The organism is Deltaproteobacteria bacterium (genome assembly GCA_016183235.1).
Taxonomy (GTDB): domain Bacteria; phylum UBA10199; class UBA10199; order DSSB01; family JACPFA01; genus JACPFA01.
In genome coordinates this window covers 16,192-32,700 of the sequence record JACPFA010000019.1, presented here as the reverse complement: position 1 = coordinate 32,700, position 16,509 = coordinate 16,192, and the positions used below count along the sequence as shown (strand labels likewise).

Sequence of the window (16,509 nt, the reverse complement as noted above, 5' to 3'; positions counted from 1 at the left end):
TCGTTCGGATTCAACTTAATGCGTTAACCAGCACGCGAATATGAGGTTGAAAAGTTCTCGAGGCTCTGAGGTCCAAATCTCAACCCCTAGGCACGATCACTTTAGCCTTGACCAAGAGGTCATCCATATGAGGGTCGCCGCGAGAAGCGCGGCTGACGAAATAACCCAAGCGCTCTCCCTGCAAGACTGAAGCATTACACCCAGTAGTATTTTTGTATTGTATTTTGTAATGATTTAGTGCATGATAAATGCATGGCAAAAACCAACCTTCAAGTTCGCATTCCTGAAGAAGTCAATTCTCAAATCGCTCAATTAAAATTTCATTCTAAATCAGATTTTGTTCGTCAAGCCATTGAAGAAAAAATTCAGCGCGAGCTATTTAAAAAATTAGAAGAACAATGGATCGAAGCACTAGCCAAAAAACCAGAAGATCTCCAGGAAGCCAAAAAATGGTTACAAGCCGAAAGCTGGGGGCCTAAATGAGGCGCGGAGAAATTTGGGAAGCCGACATTGGAGGTCGAGCTGGTAAAAGGCCTATCCTAATACTCACCCGCTCTGGGGTCATCCCTTATCTTTCAAAAATTGTGGTGGCTGAAATTACCCGTCAGGGCAAGGGTTACCCTACACAAATCCCCATCGGGGTAAGTGGAAATCTTCCCAAATCCTCTTTCGTTTCTGCAGAAAGTTTACATTCTTTGCCGAAAGAAAGACTCCTCCGCTGTATGGGAGAACTCCCTTCAGAAAAACTCCGCCAAGTAAGCCAGGCCATCATTTTTGCTCTGGATTTATCAAACTAATTCCCAAAGGGGACCTCTAAAAAGGGTCCAGATGCAAGGCGCCCGCAAAGACGCGACCGGAGCGTATATGGAAATACGTGAGGATCGCGGCTTTGTGGGCAATCCTTCGCTTGCGCTCTGGACAGGCTCTGCAGATGGGCCCTTTTTAGAGGTCCCCCAAAATTATTGACAAATTGCTGGCAATTGCGTTGTATGGCCCCCATGTCTGGTCATTCTAAATGGGCAACCATTAAGCGTAAAAAAGGTGCCACCGACGCAAAACGTGGCAAACTTTTTTCAAAACTCGTCAAAGAAATTACCATTGCTGCGCGCATGGGTGGGGGTGACCCTGGCGCAAACCCGCGCTTACGCACCGCCGTTGATGCAGCCCGGGCGGCCAGTATGCCCAGCGACAATGTGGCTCGCGCTATTAAAAAAGGCACCGGTGAACTTGAGGGTGCCATGATCGAAGAAATCACCTACGAAGGTTACGGCCCCGGCGGTGTGGCCATGCTCATCGAAAGTACCACCGATAATAAAAATCGCACCGTAGCTGAAATTCGACATATCTTAGGAAGACATGGGGGCCATTTAGGTGAAACGGGTTCGGTAGGCTGGGTCTTTCAAAAAAAGGGATTGATTGTGGTAGATAAAACCGCCGCCTCTGAAGAAAAACTCATTGAGATCGCTTTGGAAGCTGGCGCCGAAGATATCCAAGACCAAGACAGCGAATTTCACATTACAACTGCACCCCATGATTTAGAAAACGTCAAAAAAGTTTTAGCGACCGCTAAGATTAATTTGATCAACGCTGAAATTAGTATGGTACCACAAAATTACATGAAATTAAATGAGGCTGAATCCGAACGCATGCTCAAACTCATGGAAGCCCTAGAAGACCACGACGACGTCAACAAAGTTTACGCCAATTTTGATATCCCCGATGAAATTTTAAACAAACTGTCTAACGCTTAAGGCACTTCATGAAAATCCTGGGAATTGATCCCGGTTCGGTGGTCATGGGTTACGGCGTCATTGAGACACAAGGCTCCAAACTTATCCACCTCGACAACGGCGGGATTTACCCCACTACTCAACAAGAATTTTCCCAACGCCTTCCTCAAATTTACGATAAAATCGAACAATTGATTCATCAATTTCAGCCCGACATGGCCGCCATTGAAGACGTTTTTTATGGGAAAAATGTGCAGTCTATGTTAAAGCTGGGGCAAGCGCGAGGCGCTGCTATTTTGGCGGTACTTAAATCAAAGCTCCCCTTGTTTGAATATAGCCCCACTCAAGTCAAAATGGCAGTTACGGGTTTTGGCCAGGCTAGCAAAGAGCAAGTGCAAAAAATGGTAAAACTCCTTTTACATTTAGAAGATGTGGCCATGAAAGATGCCAGCGACGCCTTAGCCGTTGCCATTTGTCACCACCAGTCTTACAAATTTTTGAAAAAAACGAGGGCCCGATGATCGCCTTCTTAAAAGGAAATTTACAAGAAATCGATGACGAAGGGATCATTCTAGATGTTAGTGGCGTTGGCTACCGAGTGTTTCTCTCCAAACGCGCCTTAAGCGTGCTGCCGCCGCTCGGCAACCCCATTGAAATTCGCATCCACACGGTGGTGCGTGAAGATGCCCTTAATTTATTTGGGTTCTTAAGCCCCGATGAAGAAACTGTTTTCAAAAAACTTTTATCGGTCTCAGGCATTGGCCCCAAAGTAGGTTTGGGCATTTTGTCTCATTTGGCGGCTCATGAAATCGCCGAGGCCATTTATCAAGAAAATTTAATTAAGTTAACGTCGATTCCAGGCATTGGTAAAAAAACGGCTGAGCGTATGATCGTTGAGTTAAAAGATAAAATGCTGGCGGTCGCAAAATTGGGTAGCCACGAATCAACTCGTAGCTCAGAACAAAACGCGCATTGGCAAGAGGCCATCAGCGCCTTTACCAATTTGGGTTATTCTAAAACTGAGGCCGAAAAGGTTTTAGCCAGTATCGAAGGGGCCAAACACTTATCCTTGCCAAAATTAGTTAAAGAAGGATTAAAGAGGTTATCTTACTAATGATCCGAGAAAATACACTGCTCGAAGCCGACTTACAAACCGATGAACCTTTGAGTCAAGAAACTAGCCTTCGCCCCACCAACTTAAAAGAATACATTGGCCAAGAAAAACTTAAAGAAAAACTTAAAGTTTTTATCCTTGCCGCCCAACAACGCCATGACGCATTAGACCACATGTTATTCTATGGCCCACCGGGCTTGGGCAAAACTTCGCTGGCCCACATTATTGCCAAAGAAATGGGCTCCCAAATCAAAAGCACTTCGGGCCCAGCCATTGAACGGGCGGGCGATTTGGCGGCCTTGCTCACCAATTTGGAAGAACACGACGTATTGTTTATTGATGAAATCCACCGTTTAAGCCACATTGTCGAAGAAATCCTCTACCCTGCCATGGAAGATTATCAATTAGACTTAGTCATTGGCCAGGGGCCCTCGGCTAAATCGATCAAACTCGATTTACCCAAATTTACCCTCATTGGTGCAACCACCCGCGCTGGGCTTTTAACCTCTCCTTTACGCGAACGTTTCGGATTTTCCGCCCGTTTAGAATTTTATGCCCCAGAAGAGTTAATGCAAATTATCCATCGCTCCGCTAAAATTTTAAAAATTGAAATGGATGCAGCCGGCGCGCAAGAAATTGCCACCCGTTCCCGCGGCACCCCGCGCATCGCTAATCGCTTATTGCGCAGGGTACGAGACTTTGCCCAAGTAAAAGGCACCGGTATGATCGACCAAGCCATGGCTCAATCTTCTTTAAAAGTTTTAGAAGTCGACGACCTTGGCTTTGACCCCATGGACCGCAAACTGCTGCACACCATGATTAGCAACTTTGGCGGTGGCCCAGTGGGCCTCGATAGCCTGGCTGCCTCGATTGGTGAAGAAAGAGAAACCATCGAAGATGTCTACGAACCCTTCCTCATTCAAAGTGGCTTTATTCAAAGAACACCCCGCGGTAGAATAGCTACTGAGTTGGCTTATCGCCATTTAGGATTGAACAAAACCACCGGCCAACAAAACGAACTGTTTTGAATATGAAGCTCGGCGACTTTAATCTTCGCATCATCAACGCTGGCTTTTTTAAGCTAGACGGCGGCGCCATGCATGGCCGCGTCCCCAAGGAGCTTTGGAAGAAAAACTTTAAATCCGATCGTGCCAATCGCATTCGCCTAGCCACCAACTGCCTACTCATTGAAACCAAAGATGGTCAAAAAATTTTAGTCGACACGGGCAATGGCAATAAATGGGATGCCAAACTCGCTAGTCTTTATGGCATCAACCCTAACTACACCATTGTTGATGCCTTAAAAAAACGTGGCATTACCCCTGAGGAAATTAACCTCGTCATCAACACGCACCTTCATTTTGACCATGCCGGTGGGAACACCTGGCAAGACGGGCACTCTTTTAAAGCTACTTTTCCTAAGGCTCGTTACCTTTGCCAAAAAGGTGAATTTGAGCAAGCCGGCCTCACCTTGGCTGACCAAGCCAGTTATCACCCTGAAGACTATCGCCCCCTTTATGAAAGTCACAAATTAGAATGGGTCGATGGCTCTAAAGAAGTTTTTCCCGGCATCTGTGTTTATGCTACCCCCGGGCACACGGCCCATCATCAATCGGTCATCATTTCTAGCCAAAATCAAAGCGCCATCTTCTTTGGTGACCTGGTTCCTACCTCTTTTCATATCCGCATCCCCTACACCATGGGTTACGATCTTTACCCCGTGAGCGTTATTGAAACAAAAAAAGAGCTTTTACAAAAAATAATCCATGAAAATTGGTTGGTTTTTTGGTACCATGATTCCCTGCATCACGCTGGCTTTTTAGAATACGATCAAGCAGGCAAGGTGCGGGTTAAACAATATATCAACGTCATCTAAACTTTTGTCTGAAGCGCCATGAAGGGAAAACGTCGCAGACTTACACTTCGGGTTAAGATTACCCTAGCCACACTGGGCGCGGTTATCTTTTTGGGAGGCTTAGGCTATTTTCTAAGCAAAGATGGCTTGGCTCATTATTTTGAACTGCAAAAAGTGTTGGCGAAGCTTGAATTCGAAAATCAATCCCTCAAAAATGAACAAGGCTCTATTTTGCAAGAAATAACTCGATTGCAAGATCAAAACTACTTAGAACGTTTAGCCCGTGAAAATTTAGGCATGATTAAAGCCAACGAAATTTTCATTATCATCGACAAATAAAAAGGTTCCTGCTATAGGCACCACCGATTCTTACCATTCATTCAATTCAGGAGGGAGTATGAACGACAAACCTAAGCTGGCCGGCAAAATCAAGTGGTTCAACGATATGAAGGGTTATGGTTTTATTACTGCCCTCGAAAGCGGCCAAGATGTTTTTGTTCATTATTCCGAGATCGAAGAAAATGCCTACAAGACTTTATCCGAAGGCGAAACCGTCGAATTTGAAGTTACCGAAGGCACTCGCGGGCCACAAGCCATCCACGTTACCAAACTCATGGCACACTGATCTTACTAACCAGTCGATGCCAAAAATTATTTAATCAAAGTCTTGCCGAAGCGGGAAGAGGCTACTCGGAACCCCTTTGCTCGGGGTTGAGAGAGCCTCTGCCGGATTCGGCAAGACTTTGCTTAAATAATTTTTGGCATCGACTCACCATATCACCACGCCGAGGGTGAATGCGTGGCAGGTGGATTAGGTTTAGACTCTGGAGTCATGGGCTTGGTTTCTACTTGGGGTTTAGACTCTACGAGCATGGGTTTTGATTCTAACAATTGAGGCATGGTTTCTGGGGTTTTGGGTGGAACGATGATAACGGGTTGAGGAGATACGGGCGGTGTGGGTTTGGGCGTAGGGGTTGATTTTGCACCAAACTCATAAACTTTATGTTTGGTTACGATTCGCTTACAAGCAACCCCAAATGCACTTACCAATAATAATAATAAAACTATTTTTTTTGACATCGCCAAAACTCCCTATTTAAATAAATCCATTTTGGGGCTATATAACGTCTTGACTGGTAAATAAACCTAAAAATTGTTGGGGGATTATCTTAAAAAAGTCCGTTGAAGTCTGAGCTTAAGCATGATAACCACGGAAACTATATAAATGTATGGGTAAAAAAATAAAAAAACCACGGTCTAAGATCTTTAAAATTTTTAAAGGGTTCCTCATCGTTTGTGTCGTGCTCTTTTTAGGAGTATTTGCCACAGGAACCATCGTTTATTTTAATGCTGCCAAAGATCTGCCTAAGCTCGATAACATGGAAGATTATCGCCCCCCCATTATGGCGGAGGTTTATGCCGACAATGGCCAAAAGGTCGGTGAGTTTTGGGAACAAGCAAGAATTCTCACCCCCATTGATAAAATCCCCAAAAAATTGATTGAGGCCTTTGTGGCCAGTGAAGATGATCGATTTTTTGACCATGGCGGGGTTGATGTTTATAGTATCATCCGTGCCTTTTGGCGTAATTTTCAGGCTGGCCACGTGGTAGAGGGTGGTTCTACCATCACCCAACAATTAACCAAAGGCCTACTGCTCACCCCCGAGCGTAGTTACGATCGCAAAATCAAAGAGGCCATTCTTGCCACTCGCATTGAAAAAAATCTCAGCAAAGATCAAATTCTTTATCTTTATCTCAATCAAATTTATTTTGGTAATCGAGCTTACGGAGTTGCAGCCGCCGCACGCAATTATTTCCATAAAGATTTGCAAGACCTTGACTTAGCCGAAATTTCAATGATTGTAGGTTTGTCAAAGGGGCCAGGTCGTTATAACCCTATTGTCAACCCTCAACGTGCCATCTCCCGCCAACATTATGTATTAGACCGCATGGCAGAGGAAGGTTACATCAGCAAAAAAGAAGCTGAGTCTGCTAAGAAAGCTCAACTTAAAATTTACAACGCTGGCATTGACAAAGACTTCAATAATAAATTTGCCCCCTACTTTGTCGAACATGTGCGCCGTTATATAAAACAAAAATACGGTGATGAAGCCCTATATAAGGGTGGTTGGCAAGTCTATACCACCCTTGATCTTGACATGTATCGTGCGGCCCAAGAGGCCGTAAGCACGAATCTTATGCAACTCGATCGCCGTTATGGTTATCGTGGGCCTTCAGGTCATTTAAACAATCAACAAGAAATTGAAAAATTTCTTCACCTCCAACACATGAAACTCCTTGATACTGAAGATCAGCTTAATTATTTTGGTTTCAAGGGCGAAGAAGATACTTTTAAACAAGTCAAAACACCACTCCAAGCAGGCAAACTTTATGAAGCCGTGGTGGCCAACGTAAGCTCATCGGGTTTGCAGATTCAAATTGGCAATATCAATGGCACAGTTGCCAATAGCAATATGGACATGGGGCGCTCTTCTCATTTTACCCCGGGAGATATAGTTCAAGTAAAACTCAAAACTGCAAGTGCCGCACCCACCAAAGGCAAGGGTAAAAACAAGGCCCCTATTTCCGAGGCTGCTCCTTTGCCCGTTGTTTCTAATTCAAGCTCTTTTGTCTTATCGCAAAAGCCCGAAATTCAAGCTGCCCTTTATTCCTACGAACCGTTTAGCGGAAAATTGCGCGCGATGATCGGTGGCTTCAGTTTTGAAGATAGCGAGTTTGACCGTTCTACTCAAGCCTTGCGTCAACCTGGTTCGTCGATCAAGCCCATCATTTATGCTGCAGCCCTTGACAAGGGTTACACCCCGGCCACAGTCATCATGGATTCACCCATTCATTACCCAGATGGAAGCGGCAAGATGTGGGAACCCAAAAATTACGGCGGAAATTATTTTGGCCCAACTTTATTTCGCAATGCCTTGGTTAATTCTCGCAACGTTGTCACAGTCCGCATCTTGATGGATATCGGCACTCACTATGTTGCAGGCTACATGCGAAAGTTAGGGATCACGAGCCCCATTTTTAAATTCTATTCTATGGCTTTGGGAGCAACTGAAGTTTATTTAGAACAGCTCTGCCGCGCCTATGGCACATTTCCCACGGGGGGAGTATTACCCGATGTCTATTTTATTAAAAAAATTATTGGCCCCAATGGGCAAGTGATCGAAGAACATATTGAAAATCCCAATAAGTTTATCGTTACCTGGGGCAATGTAAAATCTGAAAATAAAGAAGAAAAAAAGTTAGAACCTGAAAGCAAACCCAGCAATAATTCTGTTACGATCAAACACAAACGTTCTTACGAAGAAATGTCTTTTAATCCTGATCTGCTCACCCAAGGTGAAACAGCCACCAAAAGAGATGACCTGCAATTAACCGAATATGAAAGAAAAGTTTTGTATGGTGACTATATTCCGCCACAACATTCTGTGAGCCCACAAACGGCTGTCACGATGACTTCGATTTTAAAAGATGTGGTTCGCTATGGTACGGGTACGCGGGCTCAAGCCATAGGTCGACCTGCGGGTGGAAAAACGGGTACGACCAATGGTGCCACCGATGCATGGTTTATTGGCTTTACACCTAACTTACTCACCGGTGTGTGGGTTGGGTTTGACAAAAAAATTAAAAGCATTGGCCATGGTGCCACAGGTGGAACGATCGCCGCACCTATTTGGGTCAACTACATGCTAAAGGTGGTGGCAAAATATCCCAATGAAGATTTCATCGTACCCAAAGGCATTGATCTTTCTAAATACCAAACGCCGATTCAAGTGGTTGGCATTGGCGATGCCGAGCTGGGCGACATTGGTATTGGCACGGGTGTCGATAACACTAAGTCCTACAGCAATTCGTCGGCCTCTTTCTTCAGCCAAGATCTAGACAATTAATCAAACTAATAAAAAAATAGCAGAAGTAGCCCTAGGTTGTTCTCAACCCGTGCTCCACTCCTCGTATTCGCACTTAAAAAACATTGGTTTGTTTAGAAGTTAGTGTATTCCCTCTGGTCATACCCTAACTTCTACAAACCATATGTTTTTTAAGCGCTCATGACTCGTCGCTCTCGCACAAAGGGTTTCGAAAACCTAGGGCTACTTCTGCTATTTTTTTATCAATTCTTCCTTTTATACCGATGAATCGATAGGCCGTGAGTGTCTTCGGCGGCTTCCATCACGGCTTCGTTTAAGGTGGGATGGGCGTGAATCGTGTGAGCGATGTCGGCCAATTTCAAACCTGCGGATTGGGCTAAGGCTATTTCGGCAATGAGGTCAGAGGCGTTTTTTCCTAATACCGTTCCACCCAATACTTTGCCCGTACTCTTTTCACTCAAAAGACTTACCATGCCCTCGGGGGCTCCCATGGCTAGGGCTTTGCCGAGCGATGCAAATCCGAAACGGCCCACTTGATAATCAACGCCTTTGGTTTTGAGTTCGGACTCTGTCAACCCAACCCTGGCCACCTCAGGAAAAGTAAAAATAACTCCCGGCACATTTTGGGTGTTGAATTGGCGAGTGCCTTTACCCAAGGCATGTTCTACCGCGATGAGGCCTTGATGGGTTGCGCTGTGGGCCAACATCGACAAACCATTTACATCACCGATGGCATAAACGTTCGGTAAGCTGGTTTGTAGATTTTCATTAACTTGAATAAAATTATTCTCCATTTTTAACGAAACGGATGCTGCCAAAAGTTGATTGATATTGGGTTTGCGGCCGGTGGCTACAATGATGCGATTGACTTCTAGCTCGGTTCCCCCGGTGAGTTTTAATGAAATCCAATCTTTTTCTTTAATTTGGATGGACTCAACCGATGAGCTGGTAAAAACCCCAATCTTGCGTTCGGTAAAAATTTTTTCAAGTTCTCGGCCCACCCAAGGTTCTTCACGGGGCAAAAGCCGGTCTTGAGCCTCGATCAAACCCACCTCAACGCCTAAACTTGCAAACATGCAGGCCCATTCACAACCCTCCGGCCCTGCCCCAACTATTGCCAGACTTGTAGGTAATTCTTTCCAACTAAAAACCTCTTCACTAGTGATCACCGAATAACCATCAAAAGAAAAAATCTTGGGTCGCCCGGCCACTGAACCGGTGGCCAAAATAATTTTGCTCGCCTCAAATTTTTGGGAATTCACTTCGACTTGATGATCACTTTGCAAAATAGCCGCACCGGAAAACAACTGAATCTTATGACTCTTTAATAAACCTTGAATGCCGTTTTCTAAACTCGTCAAAATCCCCTGCCGCTTTTGCACCAATTGTGCCCAATCGAGTTTGGGTTTATCGACCGTTAAACCCCAGGATTTGGCATGTTCAATCTCATAACAAAGCTCGGCCACATGCAGCCCAATTTTTGAGGGAATACAACCCCGATGCAAACAAGTGCCCCCTACCTTTTCCTTGTCGATCAAGGCGACCTTAGCCCCCAATTGAGCTGCCCGAATAGCTGCTGGATAGCCGCCTGGCCCTGCCCCTACGACAATAATATCGAACTTATCCAAACAATCACCTCGCTTGCTTTGATCATTAGGGACTGCTAGTCCCCAACTGCTCGATTTTGACCGATTTGACCAGCTGCGTCAAAAAGATTCAAAAAAATCTCAGCCGTACATCCAATGATTTCGAAACTTTTGTCAAGCTTCATCGATAGTTAACTGAATCTATATTAAAAAAGGAAACTCACGCCCATGCCCGGAGATGACGGTCCACCAAGAGTTGGCCCCCCACCACCAGTACTCATGCCTCCTGTATCAGGAGGAGATGTCCCCCCTGTTAATGGTCAACATACCCCTACCAATCCCCCTGCAAAAAGGAAACGTCCAGCCTCCACCATTGACGGCAAAGTCCTCTACACACAACTCACCAGCGCTCTAAGTGAATTCAAAGGTCGAGCCTTAGGCACAGGAACTATTTTTCAATACGATAATATCTTTGCTCAAACGCTAGGTCGAAATAACTATAAAATTTATTCTTTTGAATGGCATCGCAACCCTGGATTCATCCGAATCTATGCCCAAGGCAATAGCCCCGACCGTCCCCACTTATTTACTCTCTATGCCGATGGATCCAGATCTTATACCCTTGAAGCAATCAGCGGTAGTTTGACTCCACAAGAACAAAAAACAGTGGATGAACTAACTAAAAAATTACACCGCATCCATGGGCGTTTTTCAACAGAAGTGACAACATTTCAAAAAACTGCAGGGGCAACGGCAGCTGAGTTCAGACATTTAGCCCCGCTTGAATTTCCAAAATATGAAGCTGCTTACGCCTTGTGGATACAGGCCGAAATTCGCCTGGCAGAAGCTGGCAAATCACCCCCCGCAAACCTTCAGATAGAACGCAACACCTATCACGAAGCTTACCTCGAACAGCGTATTGCTCTAGCGAGTAACCCAAAGATTCTATCAAGTGATTTAGTACGCTACGACAGAGCTCAAAGAAGTTATTGGGAAGGGCGCCACCGATGGGAAGCGAGGGTTCGCAAACAAATCAAAGCGGTGAACTCAACCGTAGAACCTGCTCCACTAGAACTAGCCAATCTACCCAGCACCGACCCTCGCTTTGGGCCTAACCATGAACGGATCATTCAAGCCCAATCCCCATGGAATCTGTTACGAGTCTTATTCAGGTTTCGAGGCTATTCTCGTAGCTTTAATGACCCACGCTTTGGTTATGATCGCCTAAAGTTGCCTGCAAAGATGAAGGTTATAGTCGCCTTAGAAGGTGCTAAATGGACTCTTGGAAACACCGGCGCATTTTTGAGTGATTGGGGGACCAGTAGTTTTTTGGAACGTTCCATCACCTTAAGCCTCTATCCTGATGGTAGCACGAGTCTTAACCGCTACGACAAAAATAATTTAGCGTATTTTGCTGTTTATGATGGCCACAAAGTTCGCACTTCACCACAAGCTCTGCGACAAATGAGAAAAACAGGAACCTTGCCCAGTGACCCCCAAGCTCGTATAGCAGCGGCCTCGAATCTAGTCTTGGCTTCGGTCAATTCAACACTGCTGACTACCCGTCTCCTACCTTTACCAACCCTGGACTTTGATGGATTATTCCGCGATTTGCCAAAAGACACTCCGCTCACTCGCGAATTAGCCGTGACCCGTATCCGAGAACAATTATCGCCAGATATTGTGGTGGCCCAATCAGAGCGAGCCCCACCACTCAATTTGCCAAAGGTTTTGAAAGACCCGATTGGCGGGCTCCGCGACACCATCGGCATGCCACTTTTAAGCACCGATTTACAATTACTTAATACCCAAAAACCTGGTCGTATCACGGTTACCGAAGTTGAATCAAGTTCTGCAACTGGCCCCACTCGTCAAACCCTTGAATTATCTGCCCTGATGGGTGAGACCCGAACCTTGCGGGTTTACCACCCTGATGGTACGGTGAACGTTCACGAAGGTACAGCTCGCCTAGCTTATGAAGCAAGTCACAATCCAGTTGGTTTAGCGGGTATTTCTGGCCCCAAAATGACCGCAGCTAAATACGCCTCTCATCTAGCCACTAAAACTTTTTTTCACACCCGGGTTCAATTTGGTCAGGCTGCTATCGCCGGTTATCTTGTCCAAGGTCCCCAAAGTTTATATCATGCCTTCGCCGATACCGAAGGCCACTACCCAACCCCACGTTTTTTCGCAAACCCTTTTTCCTACTTATTTAGCGGAGGGCGTGCCCTTCAATTACTCACCTACGCCGAAACCAACCTTTTGACCGATGGGGCTCTTAATTACTATCTTTATGGAACAAAATTTTTTAACCCCAACTACCTAGCACGCCCCATGGGGCCAGGTCTTGTTCATCACCTTGCCAAGCGAGGCATTCCACTCTTTGTGTTGGCACTGACCGACGAACTTAGGCAAGACGACAATGGGCAAAGAATGGAACGGGTTGCTTATAATTTTACAAAAATTGCAGCGGCTAGTTTGGGCTCGAGCTTGCTCTATCGTACTTTAACTAGTATAGGCCCAACGCAAAGCTTTTTAAGCAGGCGCAAAATAATTGCTAAAGCGGCTTTGCCAGGCCGAACTAATTTTGCCTTAACGTTTCGTGGTTCTGTTTTGTTTACCTTTTTAGAACTAACCGCTCTAGGGATTTGGGAAGAGCATGAACGCCTAGTGGCTTTAGAAGAAGCCGAAGCCAGTCTTCGTAGCCACTTGGCCTTTGCCATTGCCAAACGTAATGACTTACTTTACCGACTCAAACGCGGAGAAAACCCGCCGGTTAATTGGCTTTTTGAAGCCGACATCGACTTGCAAATGGCATGGAAAACTTATGCAGGCTTTTTATCTGCCTTAGAAAGAAAACCGAAGGTTGGGCAACCTATCAATCCAGTACTGTCTTTAGAAAGCCCTCTCGAAGCCGCGGCAGGGATAAAAAACAACCCTCAAAAATACTTTTCACCCCTAGCCCCCGAACAAGTTTTAGCTATTTACTCCCACATGGCCCGCCCAGAAATTTTGGAAAATGGCTTCACCGCCATGCGCAAAGAATTAGATCTGCTGCGAGGTATTACCCCATCAACGCAAGGCGTTCGAGAATATTATCGCGAATTTGCCAAACATTATGCTGAACAACCACCCACCACCCAGCAAACTCAACCCGCACCCAGTGTGGATGACTTTAACCAACGAGAAAAAAAGTTTCTTGAATACATGCAGCGACGCATTGCTGAACAACCACGTTATCAATATTGGTCGCAAAAGAACAAGGCTGTCGATCTTGCTGCCCAATTCGCCTATGCTGAGGTGAGTATCGAAGAAGCCGAGGCCTTTTTCAACAAACTAAACCTCTGCAATCAGCGACTCATGGAACAAGGCAGCCCCCTGTTAGGTACCCCTTCGATTGATGAAATGGCCCACCCCCATTTTCGTGATTTTCTAGCGCGTGAAAGCAAAATTGAAGAAGAGTATCAACAAATCTATTCGCCCTACGATTTCAACCAAGACAGACTTGCCCTTGATCCTGAAACGCTAGACACTCAAATAAAACACTACCTCGAACGAATGAATCAAGAAACCTTGATAGCGCTTAGCAGGTAATGCCTCAGTTTTAGGGGCTTAGCTTTCTGAAACCCTTTGTGCGAGAGCGACGAGTCATGAGCACTTAAAAAACATATAGTTTGTTATAAAAGCTGTCATTGCGAGGAGTCTGCGACGAAGCAACCTCCACCGTAGCATGTTGGAGATCGCCACGCCCTTCGGGCTCGCGATGACAAAGTCACTTCTAAACAAACTAATGTTTTTTAAGTGCGAATACGAGGAGCGGAGCACGGGTTGAGGAAAGCTAAGCCCCTAAAACTGAGGCATTACCTTAGTCGTTAAATAACTTAATTATCTTATCGATTAGGCTTTCTAGGGTCGCTTCTTCTGTTACTAAAATCTTTTCAAATCCCAAAGCGCGCGCTGCCTGCTCCGTAATCGGCCCAATACAAATCGCCGGAATTTTTTTAATGGATTCAACTTGAGGCAACCCACTCACGATCTGAACAAAATTTTTCACCGAAGAAGCCGAAGTGAACGTAATTAAATCAGGCAACCGAGATTCAAAAAAGGTTTTGGCTTGTTGCTGACTAGCTGCGGGAATATGATTTTCATACAATACAAGCTCTTCAACTTCGGCCCCACTTTGCAATAAAGGTTTTAAAATTTCTGCCCGGGCCTGGGCGGATCGCGGAAACAATATTTTTTTACCATGAATATCGAAGCCAGCCAGCCCAGCCGCCAAATCATCCCCCGAATAAGCCTCGGGCACAAATTCGGCGTAAAGTTGATGCTGTTCTAAAGCTTGGGCGGTTTTTTTGCCCACTGCCGCAATTTTTAAAGAACTCAACTTACGAATATCAGACTTTAAGACATGGCACCTTTTAAAAAATATTTCTACCGCATTGACCGAAGAAAAAACCAAATAATCAAAAGTTGCCAAATGTTGAATTGCCTGGTCAACCTTAGTTAAATCTTGGACAGGTGAAATTTCTAACGTGGGAAGTTCAACCACTTGCGCCCCTAATTCTTTTAGCGGTTCGGTTAGGCTTGAACTTTGGGCATGAGCCCGCGTAACTACAATCAATCGCCCATAGAGGGGTTTCTTACTCATCCAATCTAATTTTTTTCTTAATTTCACAACGTCACCGATCACCACCACAGCAGGGGCCTGAAAATTTTGTTGCTGAACTAAAGCAGGAATTTCTTGGAGCGTCCCTTCTAAAACTTGCTGGTTAGGGTAAGTCAACCATTCCAATACCGCAACCGGTGTTTGAGGATTCATCCCTCCTTGAATAAGTTTGGCAACATTATCCGCGAGATTATGCATGCCCATGTAAATAACTAAAGTCCCCCCTAATTGGGCCAAGGCCTGCCAATTAATTTCAACATCGGGCGATTTATTGGGATCTTCATGCCCGGTTACCCAAGTCAGGGTGCTATTAAAGTCACGATGGGTTAAGGGAATGCCCACCCAACCCGCCGCCTGGGCACTGGTAATACCTGGCACTAATTCAAACTCTAAATTGGCGGCCGCCAAAGCCAAAGCCTCTTCGGCCCCTCGCCCAAAAATTAAAGGGTCGCCCCCTTTTAACCTCACCACAAACTTTCCCGCTTGGGCCGAACGAATCAAAGCCTCATTGGTATCGTCTTGTGGCACCTTTTTACCCCCACCCTTTTTACCCACATAAACTTTTTGTGCTTGTGGATTGATTTTTTCTAAAAACGCCGCATTGGTTAAATAATCATAATAAATAATGTCGGCCCGCTGTAACAGATAACAAGCGCGCTGGGTAAGCATGCCTTCGTCGCCTGGCCCAAAGCCTACAATAAATACTTTTCCTGTCTTAGTGGTCATAAATTTGTTTTGAGCTTAGCAATGACTTCTTTGCCACCACGCGATAAAATTTCGTGGGCCAATGCTTCAGCCAATCTTATGCCATCATTTTGGGGGCCTTCTTTATCAGCACCCACCCACTGGCTCCCATCCGGCAAAGCCACAAAGGCTTCTATTCGAACCCGATCACCCTGACAAACCGCGTGGGCCCCCATGGGGAGCTGGCAATCTCCCTGCAACGCAGACATGACGGTTCGCTCTACCTGACACTCCAAAGACGAAACAGCATCATCCAGCGCTTTTAAATATTGTAAAGTCATTGCATCAGCGGCCCGACATTCCAACGCTAACGCCCCTTGCCCAGGAGAAGCAATGATAGGCAGCTCAAGGCAATGCTTGGGTTGTTCCCCCAAACGCTCAAGCCCGGCTTGAGCTAACACAATCCCGTCAACCTCGCCTTCAGCTAATTTGCGTAATCGCGTATCCACGTTACCCCGCAACAATGTCCATTGAAAATGGGGATAAAGCCGCTGCAATTGCACCCGCCGGCGTAACGCGCTGGTGCCCACTCGTAACGGCAGAGCAAGCACTTTTTCAGGAACATCGCGTAACACCAAAACGTCCCGGGGCGATTCTCGAGATGGCACAGCAGCGATGCACAGGCCCTGCGCAAGCTGCATCGGCACATCTTTCATGCTATGCACTGCAAAATCAACTTCGCCCTTTAAAAGAGCTTCTTCAATCTCTTTAATAAAAAGCCCTTTGCCACCCACCGCACTCAAAAACCGATCTTGGATTTTGTCCCCGGTGGTTGTAATTTTTACCAACTCAATTTCTAAATCAGCAAATTGTGAAAGGAGCTGTTGGCGAACCCACTGACTCTGCGTTAAAGCCAGCTTTGAAAAACGCGTCCCTAATTTAAGTTTCGGCATAAAGAAGTTCATAACTTTTCCACTAAAAATTGCA

The 16,509-nt window shown here is 45.6% G+C and carries 15 protein-coding genes; 11 read left to right on the top strand and 4 right to left on the bottom strand.

Going from position 1 to position 16,509, the window contains the following annotated elements:
* Positions 1-252 precede the first annotated feature (252 nt).
* The 9 genes from HYU97_04435 to HYU97_04395 all read left to right on the top strand — a co-directional run bounded on the left by HYU97_04435 (position 253) and on the right by HYU97_04395 (position 5,324).
* The gene (locus HYU97_04435; protein MBI2335991.1) at positions 253-483 is read left to right on the top strand and encodes a hypothetical protein; all 231 of its coding nucleotides are present in this window, start codon (positions 253-255) and stop codon (positions 481-483) included.
* Positions 480-797 carry a type II toxin-antitoxin system PemK/MazF family toxin gene (locus HYU97_04430; protein MBI2335990.1) on the top strand — a complete coding sequence of 106 codons (318 nt, stop codon included), beginning with the start codon at positions 480-482 and terminating at the stop codon, positions 795-797. Before HYU97_04435 ends, HYU97_04430 begins: the two co-directional genes overlap by 4 nt.
* A gap of 201 nt (positions 798-998) precedes the next feature.
* Positions 999-1,751 (top strand): YebC/PmpR family DNA-binding transcriptional regulator, encoded by a 753-nt coding sequence (locus HYU97_04425; protein ID MBI2335989.1) that lies wholly within the window; start codon positions 999-1,001, stop codon positions 1,749-1,751.
* 8 nt (positions 1,752-1,759) lie between these two features.
* On the top strand, positions 1,760-2,251 hold the full coding sequence (ruvC, locus tag HYU97_04420; GenBank protein MBI2335988.1) for a crossover junction endodeoxyribonuclease RuvC: 492 nt from the start codon (positions 1,760-1,762) through the stop codon (positions 2,249-2,251).
* Positions 2,248-2,844 (top strand): Holliday junction branch migration protein RuvA, encoded by a 597-nt coding sequence (ruvA, locus tag HYU97_04415; GenBank protein MBI2335987.1) that lies wholly within the window; start codon positions 2,248-2,250, stop codon positions 2,842-2,844. Before ruvC ends, ruvA begins: the two co-directional genes overlap by 4 nt.
* Positions 2,844-3,872 carry a Holliday junction branch migration DNA helicase RuvB gene (ruvB, locus tag HYU97_04410; protein MBI2335986.1) on the top strand — a complete coding sequence of 343 codons (1,029 nt, stop codon included), beginning with the start codon at positions 2,844-2,846 and terminating at the stop codon, positions 3,870-3,872. The genes ruvA and ruvB overlap by 1 nt, the downstream gene beginning before the upstream one ends.
* A complete protein-coding gene (locus HYU97_04405) occupies positions 3,869-4,720 on the top strand; it encodes an MBL fold metallo-hydrolase (protein ID MBI2335985.1) in 852 nt (283 codons plus the stop codon). Before ruvB ends, HYU97_04405 begins: the two co-directional genes overlap by 4 nt.
* 18 nt (positions 4,721-4,738) lie before the next feature.
* On the top strand, positions 4,739-5,038 hold the full coding sequence (locus tag HYU97_04400) for a septum formation initiator family protein (GenBank protein MBI2335984.1): 300 nt from the start codon (positions 4,739-4,741) through the stop codon (positions 5,036-5,038).
* A 58-nt stretch (positions 5,039-5,096) separates the two neighbouring features.
* Positions 5,097-5,324 (top strand): cold shock domain-containing protein, encoded by a 228-nt coding sequence (locus tag HYU97_04395; protein MBI2335983.1) that lies wholly within the window; start codon positions 5,097-5,099, stop codon positions 5,322-5,324.
* 152 nt (positions 5,325-5,476) lie between these two features.
* On the opposite strand, the gene HYU97_04390 is transcribed toward HYU97_04395, so the two are convergent.
* On the bottom strand, positions 5,477-5,779 hold the full coding sequence (locus HYU97_04390; GenBank protein MBI2335982.1) for a hypothetical protein: 303 nt from the start codon (positions 5,777-5,779) through the stop codon (positions 5,477-5,479).
* A 149-nt stretch (positions 5,780-5,928) separates the two neighbouring features.
* On the opposite strand from HYU97_04390, the gene HYU97_04385 reads away from it, so the two are divergent.
* Positions 5,929-8,607, top strand: coding sequence for a transglycosylase domain-containing protein (locus tag HYU97_04385; protein MBI2335981.1), 2,679 nt, complete (start codon positions 5,929-5,931; stop codon positions 8,605-8,607).
* Between the two features lie 221 nt (positions 8,608-8,828).
* Here HYU97_04385 and lpdA read toward each other — a convergent pair whose 3' ends face one another.
* Positions 8,829-10,214, bottom strand: a complete 1,386-nt coding sequence (gene lpdA, locus HYU97_04380) for a dihydrolipoyl dehydrogenase (protein MBI2335980.1) — start codon at positions 10,212-10,214, stop codon at positions 8,829-8,831.
* A 237-nt stretch (positions 10,215-10,451) separates the two neighbouring features.
* On the opposite strand from lpdA, the gene HYU97_04375 reads away from it, so the two are divergent.
* Positions 10,452-13,766, top strand: coding sequence for a hypothetical protein (locus HYU97_04375; protein MBI2335979.1), 3,315 nt, complete (start codon positions 10,452-10,454; stop codon positions 13,764-13,766).
* A 271-nt stretch (positions 13,767-14,037) separates the two neighbouring features.
* On the opposite strand, the gene cobA is transcribed toward HYU97_04375, so the two are convergent.
* Both cobA and hemC read right to left on the bottom strand, forming a co-directional pair.
* Complete coding sequence (gene cobA / locus HYU97_04370) at positions 14,038-15,564, bottom strand: uroporphyrinogen-III C-methyltransferase (GenBank protein ID MBI2335978.1); 1,527 nt, start codon at positions 15,562-15,564, stop codon at positions 14,038-14,040.
* Positions 15,561-16,475, bottom strand: coding sequence for a hydroxymethylbilane synthase (gene hemC, locus HYU97_04365; GenBank protein ID MBI2335977.1), 915 nt, complete (start codon positions 16,473-16,475; stop codon positions 15,561-15,563). Before hemC ends, cobA begins: the two co-directional genes overlap by 4 nt.
* Positions 16,476-16,509 lie beyond the last annotated feature (34 nt).

Excerpts from the sequence above, each read along its gene's own strand:
- HYU97_04435 (MBI2335991.1), top strand. The coding sequence starts at position 253 with ATGGCAAAAACCAACCTTCAAGTTCGCATTCCTGAAGAAGTCAATTCT.
- HYU97_04430 (MBI2335990.1), top strand. The coding sequence starts at position 480 with ATGAGGCGCGGAGAAATTTGGGAAGCCGACATTGGAGGTCGAGCTGGT.
- HYU97_04425 (MBI2335989.1), top strand. The coding sequence starts at position 999 with ATGTCTGGTCATTCTAAATGGGCAACCATTAAGCGTAAAAAAGGTGCC.
- ruvC (MBI2335988.1), top strand. The coding sequence starts at position 1,760 with ATGAAAATCCTGGGAATTGATCCCGGTTCGGTGGTCATGGGTTACGGC.
- ruvA (MBI2335987.1), top strand. The coding sequence starts at position 2,248 with ATGATCGCCTTCTTAAAAGGAAATTTACAAGAAATCGATGACGAAGGG.
- ruvB (MBI2335986.1), top strand. The coding sequence starts at position 2,844 with ATGATCCGAGAAAATACACTGCTCGAAGCCGACTTACAAACCGATGAA.
- HYU97_04400 (MBI2335984.1), top strand. The coding sequence starts at position 4,739 with ATGAAGGGAAAACGTCGCAGACTTACACTTCGGGTTAAGATTACCCTA.
- HYU97_04395 (MBI2335983.1), top strand. The coding sequence starts at position 5,097 with ATGAACGACAAACCTAAGCTGGCCGGCAAAATCAAGTGGTTCAACGAT.
- HYU97_04390 (MBI2335982.1), bottom strand. The coding sequence starts at position 5,779 with ATGTCAAAAAAAATAGTTTTATTATTATTATTGGTAAGTGCATTTGGG.
- HYU97_04385 (MBI2335981.1), top strand. The coding sequence starts at position 5,929 with ATGGGTAAAAAAATAAAAAAACCACGGTCTAAGATCTTTAAAATTTTT.
- HYU97_04375 (MBI2335979.1), top strand. The coding sequence starts at position 10,452 with ATGCCTCCTGTATCAGGAGGAGATGTCCCCCCTGTTAATGGTCAACAT.
- cobA (MBI2335978.1), bottom strand. The coding sequence starts at position 15,564 with ATGACCACTAAGACAGGAAAAGTATTTATTGTAGGCTTTGGGCCAGGC.
- hemC (MBI2335977.1), bottom strand. The coding sequence starts at position 16,475 with ATGCCGAAACTTAAATTAGGGACGCGTTTTTCAAAGCTGGCTTTAACG.